General features: G+C 64.9%; 26 protein-coding genes and 1 pseudogene. 11 read left to right on the plus strand and 16 right to left on the minus strand.

The features are described from left to right. Window positions 1–99: 99 nt before the first annotated feature. Both FJ471_RS21205 and FJ471_RS21210 read right to left on the minus strand, forming a co-directional pair. Entirely contained in the window at window positions 100–303 is a 204-nt protein-coding gene (locus tag FJ471_RS21205) for a hypothetical protein (RefSeq protein WP_140806698.1), read from the minus strand. Continuing rightward, on the minus strand, window positions 240–950 hold the full coding sequence (locus FJ471_RS21210; protein WP_181179624.1) for a S1/P1 nuclease: 711 nt from the start codon (window positions 948–950) through the stop codon (window positions 240–242). The genes FJ471_RS21205 and FJ471_RS21210 overlap by 64 nt, the downstream gene beginning before the upstream one ends. Before the next feature lie 51 nt (window positions 951–1,001). On the opposite strand from FJ471_RS21210, the pseudogene FJ471_RS21215 reads away from it, so the two are divergent. Continuing rightward, window positions 1,002–1,958 (plus strand): annotated as a pseudogene (locus FJ471_RS21215) (HAD-IC family P-type ATPase); the annotation flags it as partial. 75 nt (window positions 1,959–2,033) lie between these two features. Here FJ471_RS21215 and FJ471_RS21220 read toward each other — a convergent pair. From FJ471_RS21220 to FJ471_RS21275, 12 genes are all read right to left on the minus strand, one after another. After that, window positions 2,034–2,318, minus strand: a complete 285-nt coding sequence (locus FJ471_RS21220) for a hypothetical protein (protein WP_040980340.1) — start codon at window positions 2,316–2,318, stop codon at window positions 2,034–2,036. 81 nt (window positions 2,319–2,399) lie between these two features. Further along, window positions 2,400–2,813 (minus strand): MAPEG family protein, encoded by a 414-nt coding sequence (locus FJ471_RS21225; RefSeq protein ID WP_140806700.1) that lies wholly within the window; start codon window positions 2,811–2,813, stop codon window positions 2,400–2,402. Between the two features lie 61 nt (window positions 2,814–2,874). Further along, a complete protein-coding gene (locus FJ471_RS21230) occupies window positions 2,875–3,360 on the minus strand; it encodes an SRPBCC family protein (RefSeq protein ID WP_140806701.1) in 486 nt (161 codons plus the stop codon). Next, on the minus strand, window positions 3,357–3,674 hold the full coding sequence (locus FJ471_RS21235; protein WP_140806702.1) for a metalloregulator ArsR/SmtB family transcription factor: 318 nt from the start codon (window positions 3,672–3,674) through the stop codon (window positions 3,357–3,359). Before FJ471_RS21235 ends, FJ471_RS21230 begins: the two co-directional genes overlap by 4 nt. A 142-nt stretch (window positions 3,675–3,816) precedes the next feature. After that, the gene (locus FJ471_RS21240; protein WP_140806703.1) at window positions 3,817–4,140 is read right to left on the minus strand and encodes a DUF2934 domain-containing protein; all 324 of its coding nucleotides are present in this window, start codon (window positions 4,138–4,140) and stop codon (window positions 3,817–3,819) included. A 78-nt stretch (window positions 4,141–4,218) separates the two neighbouring features. Next, entirely contained in the window at window positions 4,219–5,328 is a 1,110-nt protein-coding gene (locus tag FJ471_RS21245) for a mandelate racemase/muconate lactonizing enzyme family protein (protein WP_140806704.1), read from the minus strand. Window positions 5,329–5,373: 45 nt separating this feature from the next. Then, window positions 5,374–7,812 (minus strand): FAD-dependent oxidoreductase, encoded by a 2,439-nt coding sequence (locus tag FJ471_RS21250; RefSeq protein WP_140806705.1) that lies wholly within the window; start codon window positions 7,810–7,812, stop codon window positions 5,374–5,376. A 143-nt stretch (window positions 7,813–7,955) separates the two neighbouring features. Beyond that, complete coding sequence (locus FJ471_RS21255; protein WP_140806706.1) at window positions 7,956–8,954, minus strand: L,D-transpeptidase; 999 nt, start codon at window positions 8,952–8,954, stop codon at window positions 7,956–7,958. A gap of 154 nt (window positions 8,955–9,108) precedes the next feature. After that, complete coding sequence (locus FJ471_RS21260; RefSeq protein WP_140806707.1) at window positions 9,109–9,393, minus strand: DUF982 domain-containing protein; 285 nt, start codon at window positions 9,391–9,393, stop codon at window positions 9,109–9,111. A 27-nt stretch (window positions 9,394–9,420) separates the two neighbouring features. Next, complete coding sequence (locus tag FJ471_RS21265) at window positions 9,421–9,723, minus strand: DUF982 domain-containing protein (protein ID WP_140806708.1); 303 nt, start codon at window positions 9,721–9,723, stop codon at window positions 9,421–9,423. Between the two features lie 198 nt (window positions 9,724–9,921). Then, on the minus strand, window positions 9,922–10,149 hold the full coding sequence (locus FJ471_RS21270; RefSeq protein ID WP_140806709.1) for a hypothetical protein: 228 nt from the start codon (window positions 10,147–10,149) through the stop codon (window positions 9,922–9,924). A gap of 101 nt (window positions 10,150–10,250) precedes the next feature. Continuing rightward, the gene (locus tag FJ471_RS21275) at window positions 10,251–11,138 is read right to left on the minus strand and encodes a transcriptional regulator GcvA (RefSeq protein WP_140806710.1); all 888 of its coding nucleotides are present in this window, start codon (window positions 11,136–11,138) and stop codon (window positions 10,251–10,253) included. Window positions 11,139–11,265: 127 nt separating this feature from the next. Here FJ471_RS21275 and FJ471_RS21280 point away from each other — a divergent pair, with 127 nt between their 5' ends. The 5 genes from FJ471_RS21280 to FJ471_RS21300 all read left to right on the plus strand — a co-directional run bounded on the left by FJ471_RS21280 (window position 11,266) and on the right by FJ471_RS21300 (window position 19,026). Further along, window positions 11,266–11,727, plus strand: coding sequence for a VOC family protein (locus FJ471_RS21280; protein WP_140806711.1), 462 nt, complete (start codon window positions 11,266–11,268; stop codon window positions 11,725–11,727). A 35-nt stretch (window positions 11,728–11,762) separates the two neighbouring features. After that, window positions 11,763–12,494 carry an SDR family oxidoreductase gene (locus tag FJ471_RS21285; RefSeq protein ID WP_140806712.1) on the plus strand — a complete coding sequence of 244 codons (732 nt, stop codon included), beginning with the start codon at window positions 11,763–11,765 and terminating at the stop codon, window positions 12,492–12,494. Between the two features lie 120 nt (window positions 12,495–12,614). Continuing rightward, window positions 12,615–12,980 (plus strand): hypothetical protein, encoded by a 366-nt coding sequence (locus FJ471_RS21290; protein WP_140806713.1) that lies wholly within the window; start codon window positions 12,615–12,617, stop codon window positions 12,978–12,980. A gap of 496 nt (window positions 12,981–13,476) precedes the next feature. After that, entirely contained in the window at window positions 13,477–18,612 is a 5,136-nt protein-coding gene (locus tag FJ471_RS21295) for an autotransporter domain-containing protein (RefSeq protein ID WP_140806714.1), read from the plus strand. Between the two features lie 234 nt (window positions 18,613–18,846). Then, a complete protein-coding gene (locus FJ471_RS21300; protein ID WP_140806715.1) occupies window positions 18,847–19,026 on the plus strand; it encodes a Flp family type IVb pilin in 180 nt (59 codons plus the stop codon). 72 nt (window positions 19,027–19,098) lie between these two features. On the opposite strand, the gene FJ471_RS21305 is transcribed toward FJ471_RS21300, so the two are convergent. Continuing rightward, complete coding sequence (locus FJ471_RS21305) at window positions 19,099–20,022, minus strand: sulfotransferase (RefSeq protein ID WP_140806716.1); 924 nt, start codon at window positions 20,020–20,022, stop codon at window positions 19,099–19,101. A gap of 12 nt (window positions 20,023–20,034) precedes the next feature. Continuing rightward, complete coding sequence (locus tag FJ471_RS21310) at window positions 20,035–20,928, minus strand: LysR family transcriptional regulator (protein WP_140806717.1); 894 nt, start codon at window positions 20,926–20,928, stop codon at window positions 20,035–20,037. Between the two features lie 178 nt (window positions 20,929–21,106). Between FJ471_RS21310 and FJ471_RS21315 the strand changes: the two genes are divergently transcribed. The 5 genes from FJ471_RS21315 to FJ471_RS21335 all read left to right on the plus strand — a co-directional run bounded on the left by FJ471_RS21315 (window position 21,107) and on the right by FJ471_RS21335 (window position 25,541). Beyond that, window positions 21,107–22,306, plus strand: a complete 1,200-nt coding sequence (locus FJ471_RS21315) for an MFS transporter (protein ID WP_140806718.1) — start codon at window positions 21,107–21,109, stop codon at window positions 22,304–22,306. Window positions 22,307–22,359: 53 nt separating this feature from the next. Then, window positions 22,360–22,770: a cyclophilin-like fold protein gene (locus FJ471_RS21320; RefSeq protein WP_246684787.1), complete on the plus strand. Its 411-nt coding sequence runs from the start codon at window positions 22,360–22,362 to the stop codon at window positions 22,768–22,770. A 19-nt stretch (window positions 22,771–22,789) separates the two neighbouring features. Next, entirely contained in the window at window positions 22,790–23,185 is a 396-nt protein-coding gene (locus FJ471_RS21325) for a cupin domain-containing protein (protein ID WP_140806720.1), read from the plus strand. 25 nt (window positions 23,186–23,210) lie between these two features. Beyond that, complete coding sequence (locus FJ471_RS21330) at window positions 23,211–24,227, plus strand: zinc-dependent alcohol dehydrogenase family protein (RefSeq protein WP_140806721.1); 1,017 nt, start codon at window positions 23,211–23,213, stop codon at window positions 24,225–24,227. Between the two features lie 120 nt (window positions 24,228–24,347). Further along, window positions 24,348–25,541 (plus strand): arabinose transporter, encoded by a 1,194-nt coding sequence (locus FJ471_RS21335; RefSeq protein WP_281408542.1) that lies wholly within the window; start codon window positions 24,348–24,350, stop codon window positions 25,539–25,541. The last annotated feature ends 81 nt before the right edge of the window (window positions 25,542–25,622 follow it).

Below are 25,622 nucleotides of genomic sequence, written 5' to 3' on the forward strand. Positions count from 1 at the left end.
TTCGGCATGCCGGAGCGGGCTTTTTTTCGCCGGGACTGCCTTCAGTAGGGCTTCATCGAGGCACGGTCGGCCGGGGCAGGCATCTCCCAACCACTCCGCCTACTTATCAACTGCCAGCGTTTCGTTGAGCACGGCGGCCAGATGCAGGCCGCCGAGCGCGAGCTGCTCGACCGCCACCGGCGAGAACCGGTCGAAATAGGCCTGGTCGAGGATCATCGCATGCGGGTTGTCCGACTTGATCAGCGTGCCCTTCGGCAGCGCGCGATAAGCGTCTTCCGCCTTGTCGTGGCATTCGCCAGCCATTTTTCCGGCGTCTGGTCGGCGGCAGGCATGGCGGGCAGATGCGGGATGACGTCGGTTTCGAGGTCGAGCGCGACCTTGCCCCAGTCGTAGTATTTGAACAGGATCAGGCTTGAATCCCACACCGCGTGGAAAGTGGTGAGGTCGCGGTAGGTCGAGCCGTCCGGCTTCGGCCGGTAGACGTTGAAACTCACCGTCAGCGTGTTGCCGCCCTGGTCGCCCTGGTTGCCGTCAGGGCGCTCGACGCAATGCAGCGGCTGCGACAGATCGCCGACTAGATGGATGACGAAGGCCAGCGCCTGCCAGCGCTCCTCGTCGCTCCTTGCCGGATCGGCCAGGATCTCCTCCTGCGCCGGCAGCGCCCGCATCAGGCAGACGCCGAAGCTCGCATTGTCCTTGCAGTCGCGCGCCGGATCGTAGCCGGTGGTGCTGGCGCTCGCATCGCCGGGCTTCGACGCCAGCGGAATGTCGATGAAATGCCAGTTCGACGTCTCCTTGTGGTTGTCGGCGCGATAGTCGTCGGCCCAGCTCGCCACCGAAGCCAGCGAGACGGTGGCCGGCGGTTGCAGCTTCAGATGCGAACGTAAGAGCTTCTCGATCACGTGATAGGCGTTCTGGCTGAGCCTGTGCTGCGCGATCTCGGCGATCACCGCGTGCCCCTCCTGGCCCCCAGGCCAGCGCCTGGCCGCACATCGCAACCGACGCTGGGCTCGATCGACGCGATGGCGCTCGACAAGACGGGCACGCTGACGGAGGGCAAGCCCAAGGTCACCGACATCACTGCGATCGGCGCCAGCGAGGCCAATGTGCTTTCGATGGCGGCGGCGCTCGAGACCGGCTCCAGCCATCCGCTCGCCCTTGCCATCCTCGACCGCGCCAAGGCCGACAAGGTGCCGGTGCCGCCGGCGTCCGAGGCTTTGGCGCTCGGCGGCAAGGGCGTTGCCGGCAAGGTCGGCGGCAAGGAGTTGTTTCTTGGCTCACCGGCTGCCGCCGCGGAGCGCGTGGCGCTGCCTGCCGAACAGCTCGCGCGCATCGCCTCCTTCAACGATGAGGGCAAGTCGGTGTCGGTGCTGCTTGTCGCCGGTGAGCCGGCCGGCATCATCGCCATGCGCGACGAGCCGCGCGCCGATGCGCAATCCGGACTGGCGGCGCTACGCGAGGCCGGCGTCGAACCGGTGATGCTGACCGGCGACAACAAGCGCACGGCGGCGGCGATCGCCAAGGGCCTGGGGTTGCCCGTGCATGCCGAAATGCTGCCTGAGGACAAGCAGCGCGTCGTTCGCGAATTGCAGGCCTCCGGCAAGAAAGTCCCCAAGGTCGGCGACGGCATCAACGATGCGCCGGCGCTTGCCGCCGCCGATGTCGGCATCGCAATGGGCGGCGGCACCGACGTCGCGCTGGAGACGGCCGATGCGGCGGTGCTGCATGGGCGCGTCGGCGATCTCGCGGCGATGATCGAGCTGTCGCGGCGGGCGGTGAGCAACATCCATTAGGACATCACGGTGGCGCTCGGGCTCAAGGCGGTGTTCCTGGTCACGACGATCATGGGCATCACCCGCCTGTGGCCCGCCATTCTCGCCGACACGGGCGCGACCGTCCTGGTGACGGCCAACGCCATGCGCATCCTGGCGTGGCGGCCGAGCGGCGCCGGCAACTGACCGCCGGCGCATGCGAAGGCCCGGCTGTTGCCGAGCCCCGTTGGTCGTTTCGATCGCGATGCCCGTTGTTCCTGGTCAGTCGCGATGCTCCGGCATCGCCTTCAACTGGTCCTTCGTCCAACTGGTGACGGCATGCACGTCGCCGTCCTCGTCGCGCATGAAATCGAGCTGGCTGGCTGTGACAGCCACCGGCTTGGCGCCGATGCCGAGGAAGCCGCCGACATCGATGACGACCTGGCTGCCGTGCAGGTGGTCGACCGAGCCGATCTTCTCGTCATCGGGGCCGTAGATGGTCGCGCCTTCGAGGATGTCGGGCGTGAGCTCGGCATTGGTCAGTCTTACGTGGCTGGTGTGATCCATGACGCATCTCCTGTGGTTGTACAGGGGATGAACCTCCGATGGAGCCGAGGGTTCCGCCGACGGAGCGAAAAGCGAGCGCTCTCAGCGAAGTGCTGCCCATGTCGTCACGAGGATGAGGACAAGCGTGACCAGCGCGCCCGAGACATAAAGTATAGTCCTGACGCTGCCGCCCTTGGCGGCGTTCCCGCCGCGCAGGTAGATGGCCATGTGGACGAGGCGTATCGCCAGGTGGACCCACACCAGAACGGCGAGCGACACCGGCCCGACGCCCACCATCATCGCCAGCAGCACGGGCACGACGAAGGGGGCCAGCGCCTCGACGGAGTTCATGTGGACACGATCGATCCGGTAGAGCGGATTATCGTCGTCCGCCGGGATGACCGGGCCAGAAAGCTTGCCCGCAAATCCCTTGGACGAGCCGGAATGGACCGCCAGCGCCACCGACAGGAGACAGAGCGCAAGCACGCCGAGGGTGCTCAACCAATAGGCTTCCATTGTCGCTCTCCTTCCAATCGCTGTCGTGCGGCCATGTCCTTCGGCAACCGGGGAGATGATGTCAGGCCGCCCGGGTAAAAAGCGCCTGGTACCGCTGCAGGTAGAGCGGCCAGCCCTGATCGCTGTCGACCCCGCCGCGCACGCTTTCCCAGCCCTGGCCATGCCGTTCGAGATGGCGGTGCTCGATTTCGACACGGGTGCGGTTTTCCGCCTCGGCCGTGAAACGGACTTCCCACTCGCTTGTGCGGGCGAGGTCGGTTTCGATCTGCCAGCGCGGGCTTATGTCCCAGCTCAAGAGCAGCCGGTTCGGCGGCTCATAGGCGAGCACGCGGGCGAAGCGGCATTCCGAGCCGTCGACGCCGCGATCATAGACATGGCCGCCGACTTTGCGTTCGAAGATCGTTTCCGCGATCGGCACGGTGAGCAGATTGTGCTCGCGCGGTTTGAAGCTGCCGAAATCCTCGGTGAACACCTTGAAGGCGCGCGCGATGGGCGCTGCGACGACGACCGAATGTTTCACGGGTGCGGGTACCGGCTGCCTGATCATGTTTCGTCCTCCGTCGGTTGCTCGACACGCTGCGCGTAGGCCGCGAGCGTCTTCACCCAGAACTGGTCGATCTCCGCCCGGAAGGCCGCGAGGCCGTCCGGGTCGATCCGGTAGATGCGTTCCTTGCCCGAGCGCGTGTCAGCCACCAGCCCGGCATCCTTGAGCACCTTCAGATGCTGCGAAACTGCAGGCCGGGTGACAGGCAACACATTGGCCAACCCGCTCACCGAACTGGGTCGGTCGACCAGTAGTTCGAAGATCGTGCGCCGTGTCGGATCCCCGAGCGCTGTCCAGTATTTCGCGTTAGTGGCCACTAACGCGAAAACTAGGGCGAAGGAGTTGCCCTGTCAACCCGGATGCAGAGGTGCATGCCGCGTGCGTTCAGCCGCCGCGCGTGCCCGGGGGGCATGCCCGTGGTTCTCATCGGGGAGCGCAGATGGGTTGATTGCCGGCTTGTCAACTGCGCCGCTTCGCCTTCAGACTCCGCGCCGCTTGCTCGATCGCCGCGCGATCGTTGCCCAGACGGTCGAGCAGCTCCTGCGCCTCGTCGCCCGAAATGCCTGTGCGCATGGCAAGCGCCTCCACCGTCAGCACATCCGCGCTGTCGATCTCGCGCGTTTCGGGCAGGGCATCGCCCGCCGTCAGCGGCAGGGCCGCCTCGCGGTCGATCTCCAGCTCGGCCTGTTGCCAATGCCGTTCATGGTGGCCGAGGATGCCGCCCTCGCGTTGAAAGATCTCGTAGGCGCGCTGCCTGATCTTCCCGGTACGATCGTCGTCCATCGCCGTTCCTCCTTGCGTGTCACAAGAACGCAGGACAGGGCGGAACGATCCGCGTCGTTCACGAAGTGATCGACCGGCTTACGGCCCGTATATCGCCACCGGCTTGCCGAACATGCCGGGCTCCGGCTTTACGCCCAGCCCCGGCCGCTGCGGCACCGCGATGTGGCCTTGCTTGATGACGACCGGGTGCTTCTGGTCGAAATGGCCCTTGATGTATTCCTGGGCGATCCAGGCGCCTTCCATGCGGCGCGGCTCGACCGTGGCGGCCAGATGCACGCAGGCCGCCGCGATGATGTCGCCGCCCCAGGCGTCGTCGCAACTGTGCGGCAGCGAGCGGATGGCGCAGAGGTCGCGCACCGTCGTCATCTTGGTGAGACCGCCGAGGCGGGTGACCTTGAAGCCGAAGCCGTCGGCGATGCCGAGCGAGATTGCCCTGAGCACCGCGTTCTGGTCCTCGGTGCTCTCGTCGAGATAGACGGGGTGCGTGACGCGACCCTTCAGCGTCGCGATCTCGTCCATCGTGTTGCAGGGCTGTTCGAAGACGAACGGGATCGCCTGGCAGAGCCGGTCGAGATGGATCGCTGCGGCGACCGTCATGCCCCGGTTGCCGTCGACGGCGATACGCGCTTTGTAGCCGACCGCTTCCCAGACCTTGTGGACGACGGCCACGTCCTCTTCAAGATTGCGCCCGCCGATCTTCACCTGCAGGCGCGGATAGCCGGCCTTTACCTTGTCGGCGGCGATCCTTGCCGTCTCGTCTGGCGGGCCGACGATCAGCGAATAATAGGCCGGCACGCGATCCGTCAGCGCCCCGCCCAATAGCGTCGAGACCGGCACGCCGAGTTTCTGGCCGAGCAGGTCGAGGAAGGCCATGTCGAAGGCGGCCTTGGCATAGCCGTGACCGTTCAGCCGTTCGTCCATCTGCTTCGACAGCAGCCTGATCGAGGCGATCTCGGATCCGATCAGGCCGGGCGCGATTTCGGCGATCGCGGCGCGGGCGCCCAGCGCATGATGCGGCTGGTAGACCGGGCCGATCGGGCAGGTCTCGCCCCATCCGGCAAAACCGTCATCGGTGACGATCTCGACAAGTGTGGAGTCCAGCGCCTCCACATCGGCGCTGGCCATGCGGTAGACGCCGTTCTTGACCGGCAGCTGCGCCGAATAGACGTTGATCCGATCGATGCGCATGCTCGGCTTCCCTCAAGAATGCATTCGGCGGTCAGTTCTCGACGGCTACATCCGTGCTCTGGCCGAGGTCGGGTCGTAAGGCGAATCCGCGATCACTTCAGCGACCTTCCAGTCGCCCAGGATCGCGACGTCCAGCTTGGTGCCGGGCCTGGAAAAACGCTCGGGCAGCAACGCCAGCGCCACGTCATGCCCGAGCGCGTAGCCATAGCCGCCGGACGTGATGCGTCCGACCAGCGCGCCGTCGCTGTAGAGCCCCTCATTGGCAAGCGTGCTGGCGCCGTCGGTGTCGATCCTGAGCGTCACCGAGCGGCGCTGGTCGTTGCGCTCCTTGTATTTCTTGACCGCGTCGCGCCCGACGAAGTCGCCCTTGTCGAGCCGGATGAAGCGCTCAAGCCCGCTCTCCAGCGCGTTGAGCTCAGGGTTCATGTCGCGGTACATGGCGCGATAGGATTTTTCGAGCCGAAGCGACTCCAGCGCATGCAGCCCGACCAGCCGCAGGCCATGCTTCTCGCCCTCCTTCAGGATCGCATCGAGCAACTGCCGCTGGTAGGGCAGGGGATGGTAAAGTTCCCAGCCGAGCTCGCCTTCATAGTTGACGCGCAGCAGCCGCACGTCGCTGGCCAGAGCCACATTGCCGGTCTTGACGCCGAACCACGGGAAGCTTTCGTTGGAAAGGTCGATCTCGGTCAGCGGCTGCAGCACGTCGCGCGCCTTGGGGCCGACGACCGTGAAACAGCCGCGGTCGTTGGTGACGTTCTTCAAGGACACGCTGCCGTCGGCGGGCAGCAGCCTCGACAGGTCGTCGAAATTCCAGCGCTCGGCGCGCGGCGTCGAGATCAGGTAGAACAGGTCTTCGCCAAGCCGCGCCACCATATATTCAGCCTGCACGCCGCCGCTGGCGGTCAGTTGATGCGCCAGCGTCACCTTGCCGACCGCCGGCAGGCGATTGGCGATGATCCTGTCCAGCCATTGGGCCGCGCCTTGTCCCGACACTTCGAACTTGGTCATCGGCGTCATCTCGACCAGGCCGACGGCGTTGCGCACCGCCAGCACCTCCTCGCCGACGAGGTTCCCCTTGGGCGTCCAGCGCCAGCTATGCTGGTCCTTGGCCTCGACCCCGTCGCGCGCGAACCAGTTGGGCATCTCCCAGCCATTGAGCACGCCCCAGACCGCACCGAGCTCCGTCAGCCTGTCATAGGACGGGGCCGTCTTCTGCGGCCGCGCGGCGGGCATGTCCTGCCCCGGATATTTCTGCTCGGCATGGGTGCCCCAGGCCTCGCGCACCCTCTCGCGCGTCCATTCCTTGTTGGCGTAGTCGCCGAAACGGCGCGGGTCGAGGTCGGAGACATCGAGGCTGTTGCCGCCCTCGACGATCCGCTCCGACAGATAATAGCCGATCGTGCCGCCCCACAGGATGCCGCCGGGCACGCCTTCGGCGAGCCACACATTGGGCAGCCCCCAGGCCGGCCCCATCAAAGGCAGCTCGTCCGCTGTCATCTGGAAAGGGCCGCGCACATTGGCCTTGATGCCGACGCGGCCGAGCGCCGGCACCAGCTGCAGCGCCTGTTCCCAGTTCCACGACACCGCGTCGAAATCCTCTTCGAGAAGGTCGGCGCCGAACCAGGCGGGAACGCCGTCCTCGGCGAACAGCTTCAGGTTCGCCGTGCGCTCATAGGGCCCGAACATCAGCCCGTCGCCTTCCTCGCGCAGATAGCCCTCGAAACCTTCGTCACGCAGGATCGGCATTTCGGGCCGGCCGGCGCGCTTGCGCTCCACCACCTCCGGCACCGCTTCGGTGATCCAGTATTGATGCAGGATCGGGATCGCCGGGATATCGAGGCCGAGCAGCGCTCCGGTCTGGCGCGCGTAATTGCCGGTGGCGCAAATCACATGCTCGCAGGTGATGTCGCCCTTGTTGGTCTCGACCAGCCACTCGCCGCCGGCGGTCCGCTTGAAGCCGGTCACCTCGGTGTTGAGATAGACTTTTGCGCCCAGATCCCGCGCGCCCTTGGCCATCGCGTGTGTGACGTCGGCCGGCGCGATATGGCCGTCGTCGGGATGGTAGAGCGCGCCGAGCATTTCTTTGTTGTCGAGCAGCGGCCAGAGTTTTCGCGCCTCGTCGGGCGTGAGCAGCTGCGCCCGCATGCCCTGCACCTCGGCAACGCTCATATAGCTCTTATACTCGTCGAGCCGGTCCCTCGAATTGGCGATGCGCAGCTGCCCGCATTTGTGCCAGCCGACCGGCTGTCCGGTATCGGCCTCCAGCCCCTCATAGATCTCGATCGTCTTGTTGATCATCCGCCCGACATTGATGTTGCGGGCATAGGAAGGGATCAGTCCCGCCGCATGCCAGGTCGACCCCGCGGTGAGCTGCGTGCGTTCGAGCAGCGCGACGTCGGTCCAGCCGCGCTTGGCCAGGCCATAGAGAATACCCGCGCCGACGCAGCCGCCGCCAACGATCACCACCCGCGCATGTGTCTGCATCAAATCACCAATTCGGCCGGATTGAGAAACACCGCGGTCGAAGCTACAGGCGCGAAAAGCCCGTGTCACGGCGTCAAAAATTAGGGGTCATGAGAAGCTGGATTTATGCAGCGGCCTGCCTGCCGGGTTGCGAGCGGCGCCAGTCACTGGGCTTGCCCATCCTGCGCTGTCTCGTCCTTGAAGTCGACCTTCGTTCCCGGCTTGACCATGGCGGCGAGGTCTTCGGCGTCCCAGTTGGTCATCCGGATACAGCCATGCGAGAAGGTGGTCCCGATCTTGCCCGGGTCGGGCGTGCCGTGGATGCCGTAGCTCTCGATCGAAAGGTCGATCCACACCGATCCGACGGGGTTGTTGGGTCCCTTGGCGATGGTGAAGGGGCGCTTGGTCTTCACCCCCTTGAAGGCGAATTTCGGATTATAGTGATAGGTCGGATTGTGCACCACGCGCTTGACCTCGGCCGCGCCGCTCGGCGCCGGTTTTTCCTCGCTGCCGATAGAGGCCGGGTAGACGGCAGTCGCCTTGCCCGACGCATCGAGGGCGCGCACCTGGCGGGATGCCTTGTCAACTTCGACGCTCACAATCTGTGAAGGAGGATCGCCGCGGCCGATATCGGGCACGACCAGGGTCGTGCCCGCCTTGCTGAATCCCGCGCGGAGGTTGAGCATCCTCAGCAATTGTTCGCTGACATGAAACCGCTCCGCCAGCTTCTCCCGCGCGTTGCGATAGCCGAGATGTTTCAGGCGGGCCATACTTTCCATGCGGGTGGGGATACGTCTGGTGAAGGGACCGCGCACATCCTTGGCCGTGACCTCGTATGTCGTCAGCACCGGGCCGGCGGACGTTGCTGCGAGCTTGTCCCAGGTCTCCCGTGTAAGCTTGCCGGCGGAAGGCAGTCCGTTCGCCGCCTGGAAGGCCGCGACAGCCTTGGTGAAGTTCTGTGAAACACGGCCGTCGATCAGGCCGGGCGAGAAGCGGGCGCGATCCAGAAGCACCTGCGCCTTGAGCAGCATCGGGCTGACGCCGCTGGGTTGGCCTTCGGCGAATTGAGCCTGGTTGACCGTATCCAGATCCAGCTTGGCTGCCCGCGCGACGCCGCACGCGAACGCGAGCGCCACTGCGACAACAACAAGGAACCTGACCATCGAGATCGCTCCGGGACCGCGACAAAGATCTGTTCCTATGACGCGGCAGCTCCGATCTGGTTCCTGTCGAGGGAAATGCTTGAAGGTTGTCGCGGCGGTCTTGGCTGCAATTGCAACGAAAGGTGAGAGGCGGCGTTGGTCGCCGCCTCTCCAGTCAAGCATGCCGGGGCTGGGCCGTTCCCGTTGCGGGAGGCACTGCTGCGTCCTCGATGAGGATGTCCTTCCTGCGGGCAAAGGCGACGAAAACACCCCTTGCTGTTTCCGCATCGACATCTCCAGCCAGGGCGGCCTTGCAGGCACGGATCGCAGCCTTCTGCTCGGGGCTGTTGCCGCACCAGTCGATGACGAATTGATAGGCGTCCACGACGGTGTTCAACTGACGCGGAAATCCCAGTCCTACCCAGACGCGGATTGGCTTTTCGAACGGTTTTGCGAGCATAGCGAACTTCCTCGATCCGCGACGACGCTAGGCGCTGAGCCCGCCGCCTTTGCCGCCTTTGCCGATCATCCAGGGCAGGGCGGTGCTCACCTCTTCCTGGATTTTGGCGGATTTCGCGAAACCGCAAAATGCCTCTCTGGCGGCGGTCAGCGGAAACCCGCTGTCGAATGCCCGCCGGCAGGCGCGCAGCGCCGTTTCATAGATCGGCCCACGCCTGTTCTTGGGCCATTCATAGAGAAATTCCAGGGCGTCTTCGAGGCAAGCGATTTCCTGGATGAGGCTGTTCCCGCTCTTGACGAAAACAGGGCTGTCGAACATCCGATCGTTCATAAGATCCTCCAAGTCGAACGAACAATTTGAGTTTGAAGGGGCGGAGACCGCGGCGGTCCGCGCCCTGGCTGCGATATGGGTTTATGAGTTTGAGCCGTCAAGGACTTGGTGGATGTGGCCATGTCCTGCTGGCAAGCCCAATGTTCTGCGCGCCGTTTGGTCGATCAGGCGACACGCAAGCCGTCGTCGTCGGCCTTCTCAGCGACTGGAATTGAGCTTCTGTATTCGCCCCTTATCCAGCCGGAACACGCCGTTCGTACCGCCTTGCTGCTCGAAATCGGTTTGAAGCTCGTCCCACGTACCGAGATATTCGCCGCACTCGGCGCAATGGATCGCTGTTGCGGGTTGAGCACCGGTCGGGATCTGCAGACGGATGGTGCCGCAAAACGGGCATTCCAGTTTGTGGTCTAGATATTCGCCAGCCATTTTGCGGAGCATCGCGCAATCGGGACGTCTTCGCAAGCAGGGGATTTTCGATGAGCTTTGCTTCGGCCGGCTCGATTATCTGCCCAGCCGAGAGCCCTCTGTTAAAGCGGCCCAATCTCGCCAAACAGCCAATCCCGAAACGCCTTCACCTTGCGCTGGCGGATCGCTTCCGGCGGGTAGACCAGATAGAAGCTGGAGACCGCCTTCAGCGCGTGGTCGAAAGGCCGCACCAGCCGCCCCGTTGCGAGGTCTGCCGAGACCAACATGGTGCGGCCGAGCACCACGCCTTCGCCCTGCACGGCCGATTCCACCGCGAATGTGGCGGAATCGAAGGTGAGGCCGCTGTTCGGGTCGACGCCCTCGACGCCGGCGCTGGCCAGCCACGCGGCCCAGTCGATGCGGTAGCCGTCGCGGATCAGCGTGTGGTGCTTGAGGTCTTGCGGCGTCTTCAGTGGATGCGGCCCCTCCAGAAGCTTCGGGCTGCAGACGGGAAACACTTCCTCGCCGGTAAGGAACTCGGAGGTCAGTCCGTGATAGTGGCCGGCGCCATAGCGGATGGCGACGTCGATGCCGTCGCCACGGAAATTGGTCAGCCTGCCCGTGGTCGAGACGCGCACGTCGATATCGCCATGCGCGCGGTGAAAACGGTAGAGCCTCGGCACCAGCCACTTTCCGGCAAAGCCGTCAGAAGTGCTGACGTTGAGCGTCGAGCCGGAATGGCGCGAGGTCGCGGTTTGCGTCGCCAGCGCGAGCTGGTCGAGGGCCTCGCGCACGGCAACCGCATAGGGCTCGCCGACAGGGGTGAGCCGCACCGAGCGCGTTGCGCGTTCGAAGAGCTGCACGCCGAGCTGCTCCTCCAGATGCTTTATCGCCCGGCTGACGGCGCCATGCGTGAGATTGAGCTCGTCCGCGGCCCTGGAAAAGTTCAGGTGGCGAGCGGCGGCCTCGAAGGCCGGGAGGGCATTGAGCGGCGGCAGTCTGCGGGTCATGGCGAGAGCGATCTGTGAGTTATGGTAACAAATTCTTGCCAAACTTTGGTTTGTCCGTCGAGCTTTTTCCAGCCAAAAATCCTCACAGAATTTGTGATCAACGCTCACTCAAACCTGCGAGGACGCCATGGCTACCGTTCATCCCTTCCTGTGGTTCAACCTGGACGCCGAAGCCGCGCGCGACTTCTATCTCTCGGTCTTCAAGAACAGCCGGGCGCTCGGCTCGATCGAGTTCACCGACAAGCCGCACGCGATCTTCGACTTTGAGCTCGAAGGCCAGCGCTTCACCGCTTTGAACGCTGGCGGGGTGCCGCCCTTCAACGAGCGCATCTCGCTCTACATCGAGACCGAAGACCAGGCCGAGACCGACTATTTCTGGAGCGCGCTCACCGCCGGCGGCGGCTCGGAACAGCCCTGCGGCTGGCTGAAGGACAAGTTCGGCGTCTACTGGCAGGTCATTCCCAGTAAAGCCTTGCGGCTGATGAACGACCCTGACCGCGCGAAGGCCGGCCGGGCGCGCCAGGCGATGTATTCGATGAAGAAGATCATCCTCGCCGACATCGAAGCGGCCCATGCCGGCCGCGCCTGATTTCGAAACCCATCACGGAAAGACGGAGAAGACCCATGAGCAGTATCACGGGAAAGAAGATCATTGTCGTCGGCGGCAGTTCCGGCATCGGCTTCGGCGTCGCGGCCGCCGCACTTGAAAGGGGCGCGGAAGTGGTGATTGCCGGCCGCTCCAGCGACAGGCTGAAGGCCGCCGAAATACGGCTCGCCGAGGCGGGACGCGTGACGGGCATCGCCGCCGACATGGCCAACGAGGCGGACGTCGCTCGCCTGTTCGATGCGGTCGGCGCCTTCGATCATCTGGTGGCGACGGCCGGCACGCCGCCACCCAACGATCCGATCGGCGAGACCGACATGGATTTCGTGCGCGGCTTCGTCGACGGCAAGCTGATCGGCGCGGTGATGCTCGCCAAGCACGCCGTGCGCACGCTGAACAAAGGTGGCTCGATGATCTTCACCTCCGGCATCAACAAGGACCGCCCGCCGGTCCCGGGCGGCTCGGTGGTCTCGGCGGTCGCCGGTTCCTTCAGCTATTTCGCCCGCGCGCTCGCGCTGGAGCTTGCGCCGACCCGCGTCAACATCGTCTCGCCCGGTTGGGTCGACACCGAGATGTGGGACGAGATCGTCGGCGCGGCCAAGACGGGCTATTTCAATGAGATGGGCGCCCGCATCCCGGCCGGCAGGATCGCCAGGCCCGCCGACATCGCGCCGGCCTATCTCTATCTGATGCAGAACGCGTTCATGACCGGCGAGACCATCCACATCGACGGTGGGCAGCGGTTGGTGTGAGGGGGCAAGGCCGAACCTCTGTCTGAGGATCCGGCCTCACTTGTGGCTGTCCGAGAGTCGCCGCCAGATCTTCGCCTAACATGGCGTTTCCCGCGAAACGCTAATATACATGACACCCGAATGAGCAATGCCTCCGCCTCGCCGAGGAATGCCATGCGAAGGGTCATCGTCGCCGCCATGTGCCTTGCCGCCGCGACAGGCGCCAACGCCCACGACTGGTACGAAAACAAGGTCGACCCGGTAACGAACCTCAAATGCTGCGGCGGCACCGATTGCCGCCCCATACCGGAGTCTTCGGTGCAGTCCACGGCCAATGGCGGCTACGTCTATTTGCCCGATGGATTCAACATCCCGCGCGAACGCGTGCAGGAGTCACCGGACGGCCGATACCATATCTGCGAGAACAAATACGTCATCACCAACCAGCCCTATTTGCGCTGCTTCTTCGCGCCGCGCCTTAAAGTATCCCGGTTGCTCACGCAGTAACCGGTGGATTTTCGATTCCCGTCCGCACATCTTATCCTTGCAGGAAACCAAGCTTTAGCGCCTGAAAGCATAGTCTAGGCGTCTCGGTTTCCTGTTTGGCCTTAGCCTGTCGGTCCTGGCTGCGGTCACCGCAATCTGGATAGTCGCGTCCGGAGGTTCGACAGGAATGCGCTGTTCATGCTGTTGGTGTCGCTGATCGCGATCATCGTGTGGGCGGGACTGAAAACCGACACTATGACTCCAAAGTGCCACGACAACTCCATCGCTGTTATTTTAGACTAACGTAATATGTTGCCCGATTTCATCATGCCGGCGCGGAATATCCGGACCAGCCGCATGTCGAACAAAAGTACTTGCCCGGCAATTGGGTCCCGCTAAAGAATGCAATCGTTGAATCTGTCCGATGCAAGGTCGGTCGGATACTGCGGGTGGAAATGGCAAGATGAATGTCGGTTGTTTGCTGGCGGGGCGCGGCAGCGCCGGCCAAAAGATTGTCTTGGCCCTGCTGCTCAGTTCCACCAGCCAGGCCGCTTACGCCACGTGCTCGATGGTCAGCACGACGATCACCTGCGCCCCAGGCCCCGTCACCAACGACTTTGTGAGCAACATCGACGGCGTGACGTTCAATGTGCAGAGCGGCGCCGCTCTGGGCGTCGACCCGGCCCTTCCAACCGACGCGCTTACGCTCTCAGGCAATGGCATAACGCTTACGAACCAAGGTACCATCGATCCGCTGGCGGGTGGTCCAAGCAGTTCCGCCGAGGGCGGCGCGGTCCTCGGCAACAATACCCTCGGCGGCAACGCCATCATTGTCGACAACAAATCCGGCGGCGTCATCAACGGTCTCGCGAACAGCGCATCCACAAGTTTCGGCGGCCAAGCGCTTGTCGTGCAGAATGCCCGGGGCGGCACGACCTCGATAACCAACAGCGGCACCATCGGCATGTCGGTGCTCGATGCGGGCACCGCGGACGATTCGGTGGCTGTCATAGTTTATGGCGGCGGCAACATCCAATTCACCAACAGCGGCACGATTACCGGCCGCGTCGTCTTCGGTGCCTCCGGGATCGGCGGAAACAGCTTCGTCAATGCCGGCACCGTCAATGGCAGCGTCTATCTCGGCGACACCGCGGCCTTCAACACGTTCACAGCGGTGTCCGGGTCGAGCGTGACCAGCAATGGCAACGCCGCCGAGACCTCGGTCGCCGGCGTCGGGGAGGTCGCGGCGGCGGGAACGGGTGATGCCGGAATAGGCACTGCCACCGCGCTCGTGCTGCAGAATTCGACGACCGGTCCGGGGTCTGGCACCGGAGGCGCGGTGACCACAATCAGCGCTTCGACCTATCTGCATTTCGAACATCTGGAGATCAACAGCGGCACGTGGAACCTTCAGGGCGCCGTAACCAGCCATGACGCAACGATCAATGACGGCCTCGTCAATTTCGATAATGCCGGTGCATTCGGTAACAGTACCTTGACCGTGAATGGCGGCGCTATCGCCGCCTCGGTGGCCAATCTGAACCTTGCCAACGCCATCTCGTTAAGCAGCGGCACGCGTCTGACGCTGGCGGGAACCAATCCCTTCGAACTGAGCGGGATGATCACCGGCGGTGGCGGATTGACCATCAACGACACCGGCGTGGTGAAGCTGAGCGGCGCGAACCTCTTTGCCGGCGGCGTCAATCTGAACGCCGGCGGCATCATACTGGGCAATGCCGGCGCGTTGGGATCTGGCACGCTGACCGTCGGTGGCAACGCTTCGCTCAACTCCACAGGGGCCTCTTTCAACGTCGCCAACAACATTGTTCTCAACGCCGGCAGCACGCTGACCCTGGCGGGCAACAACGCGCTGGCCCTCAACGGGTCCCTGTCCGGCATCGGCAATCTGACCAAGAACGGCGCGGGAACTCTGACGCTCGGCGGAGCCAGCTCCTTTGCCGGCACGTTCGACATCGCGGCCGGTACGGTGGCCATGGGCGGCGTCGGCAGCCTTTCGCAATCCATTGCCTTGAAGCTCAGCGGCCCGGGCGCCGGTCTCGACATGTCCGCGGCCGATCAGACCATGGGCTCGCTCGCCGGCGCGGCGGGCACCAGCGTTACGCTCGGAAGCAAGACGCTTACCGTGGGCGGCCTGGGCACCGACACGGCGATGAATGGAACAATCGGCGGTGCCGGCAAACTGATCAAAACCGGCGGCGGGATCCTGACCTTGGGCGGCGCCAACACTTACGGCGGCGGCACGACGATCCAGGCGGGCACGATCAAGCTTGGCTCTGGTGGGTTTATCGGCCCCGGCGCCCTCGACACCACCAATGCCGGCACCTTCGATCTTGGCGGTCACAGCCAGATCGTGGCGACGCTGGACGGCCTGACTGGCAGCCTTGTCACCAATTCGGCGGCGGGCGCCAGCTCGCTCTTGGTCTCCGGTTCAGGCACTTTCGGCGGCATTATCCAGAACGGCGCCGGCACAGTGGCGCTGACTAAGTCCGACTCCGGCACGCTGACGCTGAACGGCGTGAACACCTACAGCGGGCTGACGACGGTTTCGGCCGGCACGCTGATCGTCGGCGGCGACGGCCATTCCAGCGCCGCCATCGCCGGCAATGTTTCGGTCGGAAATGGTGGCACGCTCGGCGGCCACGGCACCGTCGGATCGACGGTTATCAATTCGGGCGGCACGTTGGCGCCGGGCGCTTCGATCGGCACCTTGACGGTCAATGGCGACCTGACCATAGCGGACGGCGCGACACTCGATTTCGAGTTCGGCGCACCGGGGGCCAACTTCAGCACGCCCGGCCAAAGCGACAGCGTCGACGTCACCGGCAACCTGTCGATAGGCAGCTCGACGCTCAAGGTCACAGACACCGGCGACATGGGGCCGGGCCTGTATAACCTCTTCACATGGGGCGGCACGCTGACCATCACCGGCGGCGGTTTTGCTCCACCCGCCGGCGCTTCGATTCAGATTCTGACCGTCGACAAGAAGATCAACCTGATCAACACCGCCGGGTTGACGCTCAACTTCTGGAACGCCGATGGCCTGGCGAACAGCACCCAGCTTGGCGGCGGCAGTGGCACCTGGTCGCGCACCTCGCCGGTCTGGACGAATGCGAACGGCTCGGTCACTGCCCCGATGGCCCCGCAACCTGGCTTCGCTATTTTCGGCGGGGCCGCCGGCATGGTCAACGTAGATAATTTGGACGGAGCCGTCGCCGCGACCGGCATGCAGTTCGCCGCCGACGGCTATCGCCTGACGGGCGACCCGCTGAGCCTGGTGGCTGATGCCGATCATCCGGCGCCGGTGGAGATAAGGGTCGGCGACGGCAGCGCTGGCTCGGCGGCATGGACGGCGACCATCGACAATGTGCTAGCCGGCACGGATGGATTGAAAAAGACCGGCGCCGGCGCGCTGGTGCTCAACGGCGCCAACATCTATTCCGGCGGCACCACGCTGGCGGCCGGCGTGCTGTCGGTCTCCTCGGACGCCAATCTCGGCGATGCCGCGGGCGGGCTGACCTTCAATGGCGGCACGCTCAGGGTAACGGGAACGGCCGACACCGGCACGACCCGCGCCGTGACGCTGACAGGCGACGGTGTGATCGACATCGCCGACGCAGGCAACCAGTTCTTGCTGAACCAGGTCGTCGGCGGCGCCGGCAGCCTGACCAAAGAGGGCGCCGGCACGCTCAGGCTTGGCGGCGCGAACAGTTACGCTGGCGCGACCACGATCGCCGCCGGCACTCTTGCGCTGACGGGAACCGGATCGATCGCCGCGAGCTCGAGCCTGACCATCGATGGCGGTGCCTTCGATCTGACCGGCCTCGCCGGCGATACCAGCGTCAACAATCTCTCCGGCAGCGGCGGCGCGCTGAAGCTCGGCGCCGGCACGCTGACCGTCGGCCAGAGCCTCGACGGTTCGTTCGCAGGCACGCTCTCCGGCGCCGGCGGGTTCACCAAGAGCGGCTCGGCCAAGCTCACCTATGACGGCGATGGTTCAGCCTTCACCGGTCTGACGACGGTAGCCGGCGGCACGCTGGTCGTCGGCTCGACCGCGGGCAGCACGGCAAAGCTCGGTGGTTCGCTCACCGTCGGCGACACGGCGACGCTGATGGGCTACGGCAAAATCGGTTCGGGCACCGGCAGCACCGTCACCGTGGCTTCCGGCGGCACGGTCTCGCCGGGCGGCTCGATCGGCACGCTGACCATCGACGGCAATTATGTGCAGCAGGCCGGCTCGACCTATTTCGCCGAGATCGCGCCCGACGGCACCTCGGACCTGATCTCGGTGACCGGCACCGCCACCATCGAAGGCGGCACCGTCTACGCCTCGAAGGCCACCGGCAGCTATACGCCCGGAACCAACTACAAGATCCTGACGGCGGCCAAGGGGGTCAGCGGCGCCTATGACACGCTCGACCAGAACACGCCCTTCGTCGATCTCAAGCTCACCTACGATCCGACCTCGGTCTATATCAGGGCCGTGCGCAACAATGTCGACTTCTGCGCCGTGGCGGGCAGCGCCAACCAATGCGCCGTGGCCGATGCCGTGCAAGGCCTGGGCGACGGCAACGTGCTGTTCGACGCGGTTGCCGGCGTGCCCAGCGCTGACGCGGCGCGCACCGCCTTCGAGCAATTGTCGGGCGGCATCCACGCTTCGGGCAGGAGCGTGCTGATCGAGACCAGCCAGCTCATCGGCGACATCATCGATGCACGCCTGCGCTCCGCCTTCGGCGCTGTCGCCGCCGCTTCTGCACCTGTCATCGCCTATGGCGAGGAAGGCACCGACAATCGCGCCACGGCCGCGATCGATGCCGCGCTCGCTCCGGCCGACACTTTGGCGCCCGCGGCCTGGGGCAACGCCTTCGGCGACTGGGGGCATCTGGACGGCGGCGTCTCCTCGTCCACAGGTGGCTTCCTCACCGGCATCGACGCAGCGCTTGGCCGCGGCTGGCGCGCCGGCGTCGTCGCTGGCTACAGCCACACCAGCTTCGACGCCGACATGTCGTCCGGCAACAGCCAGAATTGGCATCTCGGCCTCTATGGCGGCGGCCAGTGGGGCGCGCTGGGCCTGCGGGCGGGGGCGGCCTATACCTGGCACGACATATCGACCGCGCGCAGTGTCGACTTCCCCGGCTTCAGCGACCATCTGTCGGCCGACTACAACGCCGGCACGGCGCAAGCCTTCGGCGAGCTGGCCTACGATTTGAAAGCTGGATCGGTCGGCCTCGAGCCCTTCGCCAATCTCGCCTACATCAACCTGCACAGCGATGGCTTCGCCGAGAAGGGCGGCGCGGCGGCGCTCACCAGCCCGTCCTCGACCACCGACGCCACCTTCACCACGCTCGGCCTGCGCGCTTCGACCGATTTCAGCCTCGGCTCGATGACGGCGACCGCGCGCGGCACGCTGGGCTGGCGTCACGCCTACGATGCCAAGGCCGAAGCCGTCTTCACCATCGACGGCTCCGATCCCTTCATCATCACCGCTCCGATCGCCAGGGACGCCGCACTGGTCGAGGCCGGCCTCGACCTTGCGCTCTCGCCCAACGCCACGCTCGGCCTCGACTACCGCGGCCAGCTCGCCTCGGGCGCCAGCCAGAACGGGTTCAATGCAAGGCTGGATGTGAGATTCTAGAGTAATTCCAGGAAAAGTGTGAGCGGTTTTCCGTCCGGAATTGCTTAAAAAACAAAGAGATAGTGGGGACGGGCGCCGGAATTCTATGCGCGATCGCTACAGCAGCGCTGACACAGCCAGCACCATACCGGTCGGAACCGGCTGCAATTCCTTTCAATTTGACGGGCTCGATTAATCGAAGTGCAGGCCTGTCGCGGTAAACTCCCGGGCCTGTTGTTGGCTGGGGCGTTAGAAATGCAGCGTATGATCGAGTGGTTTTGTGCCGATGAATCTGGCGCGACAGCGATAGAGTATGCGCTCATTGGAGTGCTCGTCGCCGTGGCGATCCTGGTGGGCGCGACCTCGCTGGGTGGTGCATTGAATGCCCAATTCGTCAACATCGCGAGTTCCGTGAGCAACGCGATCGCGCCGTAGGCGGCTTTCCGCCTGCGGGATGCTGTGGCGATTGGATGCGGCAGGGCCAGCCGGAAAAGCCGGCTTGTTATGTCAAATGCCGCGCCGGACACGCTCGGTCTGCGCGTATCCGAAATAGTCCATGATCTCCCGCGCTTCGCCTGCCTCGAAGCGGCAGGCCACTTCCGTCGGCAGGCTGGATCGCCAGTTCCCCCTGTAGTCGGTGATCGGCTGGTTCACCTGCGTGTGCCGGCGAGCGGAATGCGCCGTGCGCACCGCTTTTTCCCGCCCCCACACGACGGGCTGCTGGTGATAGTTCAGAATGCCTGGGTCGAAGGCCACGCCGATGAAGCGGCATAGCCGTTCGATGGAGAGCGCCGGCGATTCGATGAAGTCCTCATAACGCCACAGGATGCTTTCGCCCTTTTCGACGCGCAGCATCGAGGCCTTGCTGTCGGCGATCCATCTTTGGAAAGCCTTGTCGAAATCGCCGTCGTAACGCTGTCCGAGCGAAGCCACGATATCCCTGCCGTCGCGTGTGACGACGATAAAGCGCGCGCCCGGGATCGTCTCGATTATCTGCCTTGTGTAGTGGATATGGTTCGGCGTCTTTTCGACCCAGATGCTGCGGCGTGAAATTGCCGCTTGCAATAAAATCAGGCTTAGCTTGGTCCATCGCGCGCCGTTTCGGGAGACGAAAGCACTTGTCTCGCGCCGAATGGCGAAAATATCAGGATGGGCGGCCAATATCCGGGCGAGCAAGGTCGAACCCGTATGTCCACAACCGCAAATGAATATAGAAACCCTGGGCTTCGGAAGAAGCCGCACCACACCCCTATTCACGATTTTATTCTCCCCCGGAAATTTTAATGAACCTTTTTCTTCCGGGGATTGCAATAGGAAATGCTTATATCCGGTCGGCGACGAACAGCCAATTGCCGCTGACGACGGCGATCTGGAGGGCGGGGCAAGCGCCGGACATCCTGCTGGTCCAGCCGGCGGAAACAACCAGGACATTCTGCCGTCATGTCAAACGCGATGCCGAAGCGCCTCGACGATCACCGCCATGGCAGGCGAGAGCTGTCGCCGGCTTGGGTAGTAGAGGTGGTAGCCCGGGAAGGGCAGGCTCCAGTCGTCGAGCACCAGCTTGAGCCGGCCCTCGGCCAGGTGCTGGCTGACGAGGTCTTCCGGGACGTAGGCGATGCCGTAGCCGGCGAGCGCGGCGTCGACCATGGGGATGGTCGTGTTGAAGGTCAGCTGGCCGTCCACCCGGACCCTGAGCTCGCGGCCCTTCTTCTCGAATTCCCAGGCATAGAGCCCGCCAAACGACGCCTGCCGCAGGCAGATGCAGTCATGCGCGACCAGGTCCTGCGGTGCCCTCGGGATGGGGCGGCGAGAAAAATAGTCCGGCGAGGCGACGGCCACCAGCCGCCAGTCAGGGCCGATGCGCACCGCGATCATGTCCTTGTCGACGCTCTCGCCGAGCCGCACGCCGGCATCGAAGCGCTCCTCGACGATGTTGCGCATGCCGTTGTCGCTGTAGAGCTCGACGCGCAGGTCGGGATAGTCGCGCAGCATCGGCTGCAGCTTCGGCCAGACGATCATCCGCAGCGCATGGTCCGAGAGCGTGATGCGCACCGTGCCTGCGGGCCTGTCGCGGAACGCGACAAGGCTCGAAAGGTCGGACTCTATGCCTTCGAACCGCGGGATGAGCGACTGGTAGAGCCGCTCGCCCGCTTCCGTGGGCGCCACGCTGCGCGTCGTGCGGGTGAGCAGGCGTACGCCGAGCCGCGCCTCCAATTGCTTGATCGTATGGCTGAGCGTTGATTGCGACGTCCCGAGCTCGGCCGCCGCCCTGGTGAAGCTGCGCGCCCTGGCCACCGTCAGGAACCACAGCAAATCCTTCAGATCCTCGCGCTGCATAGGCACCATCCTGGCTCGGCCGCTCGCTTCAAGCCGTGGCGATTCGTGGCCGCTGCTCGTCAATTCATATCAAGAATGGATAAGTCCATGCAGATTGCAATGGCTAATCCGGATAGTGCCGGTGCTTTATATACCCGCCAACGCAATGACTGGAGGGCCCGACGGCGGGCCGCGGCGCATGGACACGACCTACGACAGCCAACTGGTGAAAGCCCAAGCGGTGAAAGCATCGAGCGCCTGGACAGCGGTGACATGTCTGTCGCTGCTCACCTTCGTGCTGGTGGCTTCGGAGTTCATGCCGGTCAGCCTGCTGACCCCCATCGCCAATGAACTTGCCATCTCCGAGGGCCAGGCGGGCCAGGCGATCTCCATCTCGGGCTTCTTCGCTGTCCTCACCAGCCTGTTCGGCAACGGGCTGTTGTCGCGGCTGGACCGGCGAACCGTCATTGTCCTCTACACGGCCATCCTCGTGGTCTCCGGCCTGGCGATCACCTTCGCGCCGAACTATCTCATGTTCATGTTCGGCCGGGCCTTGATCGGCGTTTCGATCGGCGGCTTCTGGTCTTTGTCCACTGCCATCCTGGCCCGCATCGTGCCTGGCGCCGACCTGCCCAAGGCGATCGCCATGCTGCAGGGCGGAACAGCCTTTGCCGCGGTCATCGCGGCGCCGCTCGGCAGCTTTCTCGGCGGACTGATCGGCTGGCGCGGCGCCTTCTTCATCGTCGTTCCGATCGGCCTCGTCGCGATCGTCTGGCAACTCGCCGTCCTGCCGAAAATGCCCGCCGGTGGGCAGGCTTCGGTCGGCAAAATGCTCGGCTTGCTCGGCAATCGCCTCTTCGCCATCGGCATGGCGGCCACCACGCTCGCCTTCATGGGCCAGTTCGCACTCTCCACCTATCTGCGCCCCTTCCTCGAAGGCGTCACCGGCCTCGGCGTGAACACGTTGTCGATGGCGCTTCTTGGCCTAGGGCTCGCCGGCCTGGTGGGGACATCGCTGGTCGGCTTCATCCTTCGCACGCATCTCGGCGCGGTGCTGATCGGCCTGCCGACGGTTCTGGCGGTTATCGCGTTGTCGCTGATCGCGCTCGGTCCGTTCGCCACCGCGACCGCTGCCTTGCTGATCGGCTGGGGCCTGTTCACGACGCCGATCCCGGTCGCCTGGAACACCTGGATGACCAAGGTGATCCCCAACGATCTCGAGGCGGGCGGCGGTCTGCAGGTCGCGCTGATCCAGTTCGCCATCACCTTCGGCGCGTTTGCGGGTGGGCTGCTGTTCGACGCCGCCGGCTGGTGGAGCCCGTTCGCGCTCGGCGCCGTGCTGCTTCTGGGGTCGGCGCTGCTTGCCGCCGCAGCGACAGCACGCGGGAGCAGTCATTGATGAAGCGGCAATCGTTCAGCCGGCGAACGCTGCTCTGCGCGGCGCTGGCAACCATGGTCTCGCCGCGGCCGGCCAACAGCCAACAGGGCAGGGGCCCGGCTAACCAGGAGCCGACCGACATGAGGATCAGGATGACGTTCGATGGCCGGACCATGACCGCCACGCTCCACGACAATCCTTCGGCGCAGGATTTCTTCTCGATGCTGCCGCTCGACCTCAAGATCCAGGACTACGCGCATAACGAGAAGATTGCCTACCTGCCGCGCAAGCTGACCGAGGAGGGCAGCGGTCCGTTTGGCAACGAGCAGCCCTACGACCTTTGCTACTTCATGCCCTGGGGCAACCTGGCAATGTTCTACGCCGGCTATCGCCATCCCGGGCTGATCAGGCTCGGCCGCTTCGACGAGGGCCGGGAGGCCTTGCACAGTCGTGGCGCCTTCCCACTTCACATCGAACGCATTTGACGACGTAAAGGAGATCACCATGGACATTCTTCGCGCGGGCACCAGGCCTTCGGGCAAGGGCCCCTCCGACTGGTTCACCGGCACGGTCCGCATCGATCCGCTCTTCAATCCCTTCGACGCCGCGCGGGTGCAGGGCGCGCAGGTGACTTTCGAGCCCGGCGCCCGCACCGCCTGGCACACGCACCCGCTCGGACAGACGCTGATGGTCGTCTCCGGCCGTGGCCGCGTGCAGCGCGCGGGCGGCCCCGTCGAGGAGATCCGGCCCGGCGACATCGTCTGGTTCGCGCCCGGCGAAAAGCACTGGCACGGCGCGTCGCCCGAGACCGCCATGACGCACATCGCCCTCCAGGAGGTCAAGGACGGCAAGGTCGTCGACTGGCTGGAACATGTCAGCGACGCCGATTACGGCGCCTGACCCGATTGACGAAAGGAAAGCAAAAATGCTTGCAACCATCCTTCACAAGCCCGGCGACATCCGCTGCGAGGCAGTCGCCGACCCGAAAATTCTGCGTCCGACGGACGCCATCATCAAGCTCTCGGCAAGCTGCATCTGCGGCTCTGACCTGTGGCCTTATCGCGGACTGCAGTCGGTCGACAGGCCGATGCATATGGGTCACGAGTATTGCGGCATCGTCGTCGAGGTGGGCAGCGAGGTGCGCAATGTCCGCCCCGGCCAGTTCGTCGTCGGCTCCTTCTGCCTCTCCGACAACACCTGCCCGCATTGCCGTTTCGGCTTCCAGTCCTCCTGCGAGCAGCGCGAGTTTATGAGCGGCGCCCAGGCGCCTTACGCCCGCGTGCCGCTGGCCGACGGGACGCTGGTGGCAACTTCCGAGGTTCCGCCGGCCGAGCTTATCCCTGACTTGCTGGCCGTGTCCGACGTGCTCGGCACCGGCTGGTACGCGGCCGACGCGGCCGAGGTCCGCGAAGGCTCGACGGTCGTGGTTGTCGGCGATGGCGCGGTCGGCCTGATGGGCGTGCTCGCGGCTAGGGAGATGGGCGCCGAGCGCATCATCGCCATGAGCCGCCATGCGAGCCGCCAGAGGCTCGCCCGCGAGTTCGGCGCCACCGACATCGTGGCCGAGCGCGGCGAGGAAGGCATTGCGCGCATCAAGGAACTGACCAAGGGGGTCGGTGCGGATTCGGTGTTGGAATGCGTCGGCACGGGAGAATCCTTCGACCAGGCGCTGGCCTGCTCGCGGCCCGGCGGCACGATCGGCTATGTCGGCGTGCCGCATGGCGTGAGCTTCGACGGTCAAAAACTGTTCTTCGGCCAGAAGCGCATGCTGGGCGGCCCGGCGCCGGTGCGCCGCTTCCTGCCCGACCTGATGGAGCGCGTGCTGCAAGACCGCATCAAGCCAGGCAAGGTCTTCGACCTCAAGCTGCCGCTGGCCGAGGTGGCGGAAGGCTACCGCGCAATGGACGAGCGCCGCGCGATCAAGGTCATGCTCGAGGTCTAGAGCATGATCCCGAAAAGTGGGAACCGGTTTTCGGAGAAGATCATGCTCCAACAAAGAGTTAGATCAAGGATGGCGGTTCAGCGAAACGTCATCCTTATCTAGGCGCGGGCGATGGTCGCGATGGACACCACAGGCAATGGAAGCGGAACCATGGCGGGGCTGCTGCCGATCATGGCGGCTGTCTTCGCCGGCTTCCTGCTGATCGGCCTGGCGCTGCCGGTCCTGCCGCTGCACCTTCACCAGGGGCTAGGCTTCGGACCCTTCGCCGTCGGATTGGTGACGGGCAGCCAGTTCGTCGCCTCGCTTTTGTCGCGGATCGGCGCTGGAAACTATGCCGATACGCGCGGCGGCAAGCGGGCCGCCGTCGTCGGCCTGATCGCCGCCGCCTTGGCCGGGTTCATCTATCTAGGATCGCTCGCATTGCTCGACCGGCCAACGGCGTCCGCGTCCATGCTGTTCGTCGGCCGGGCCGTGCTAGGGGCGGCGGAAAGCTTCATCATCACGGGCGGCGTGGCCTGGGGGCTGGCTCTTGCGGGTGGACGGCACTCCGGCAAGGTCATCGCCTGGGTAGGCACCGCGATGTTCGCCGCGCTGGCGCTCGGCGCGCCCGTCGGATCCGCGCTCTATGCAGCCGGAGGCTTCGCCGCGATCGCCCTCGCCACGATCGTTCTGCCGCTTGCAACCCTCCTCGCCACACTGCCGATGCGCGGCATCAGGCCGGCCGGCGCCACGGCTCGGCAATCCTGGATGAGCGTCGCGCAAGCCGTCTGGCTTCCCGGCGTAGGAGCGGCTCTCAGCAGCCTCGGCTATGGCGCGATCCTGTCCTTCGCGGCGCTGCTCTTTTCCGAGCGCGGCTGGCATCCCGTCTGGCTCCCCTTCACGGCCTACGCGGTGTCGCTGATCGCGGCGCGGCTCTGTTTCGGCCAGTTGCCTGACAGGCTTGGAGGCGCCCGCGTCGCCGCAATCTTCGTGGCCGTCGAAGCGGTGGGCCTGCTGTTGATCTGGTTGGCGCCCGGACCGGTTGTTGCAACGGTGGGAGCAGGCCTGACGGGCCTCGGATATTCGCTCGTCTATCCCGGTCTCGGCGCCGAGGCCGTGAGCCATCTTCCGTCAGACAGCCGCGGCCTTGCCATGGGGCTCTACACTGTCTTCCTCGATGTGGCGCTCGGCTTCGGCAGTCCGGCGCTCGGTCTGGTGGCCGCGTCGGCGGGGCTGCAATTCGTCTTCCTTGTCGTCGCAGCGGCGGCGCTTCCGGCGTTTGCCGTCGCGCTCATGCTTATCCGCAGGCGAGTTGCATACCGGAGGGCAGCCTAGATCGGCCAGGCGGGGACCGGTTTCCCGCGATACAGGATGGCAAGACCCCAGACGCAGCGTACGAGGAAGCAGCCAAGGCCG

Origin of the sequence: Mesorhizobium sp. B2-7-1, assembly GCF_006440735.1 — a bacterium.
Lineage (GTDB): Bacteria > Pseudomonadota > Alphaproteobacteria > Rhizobiales > Rhizobiaceae > Mesorhizobium.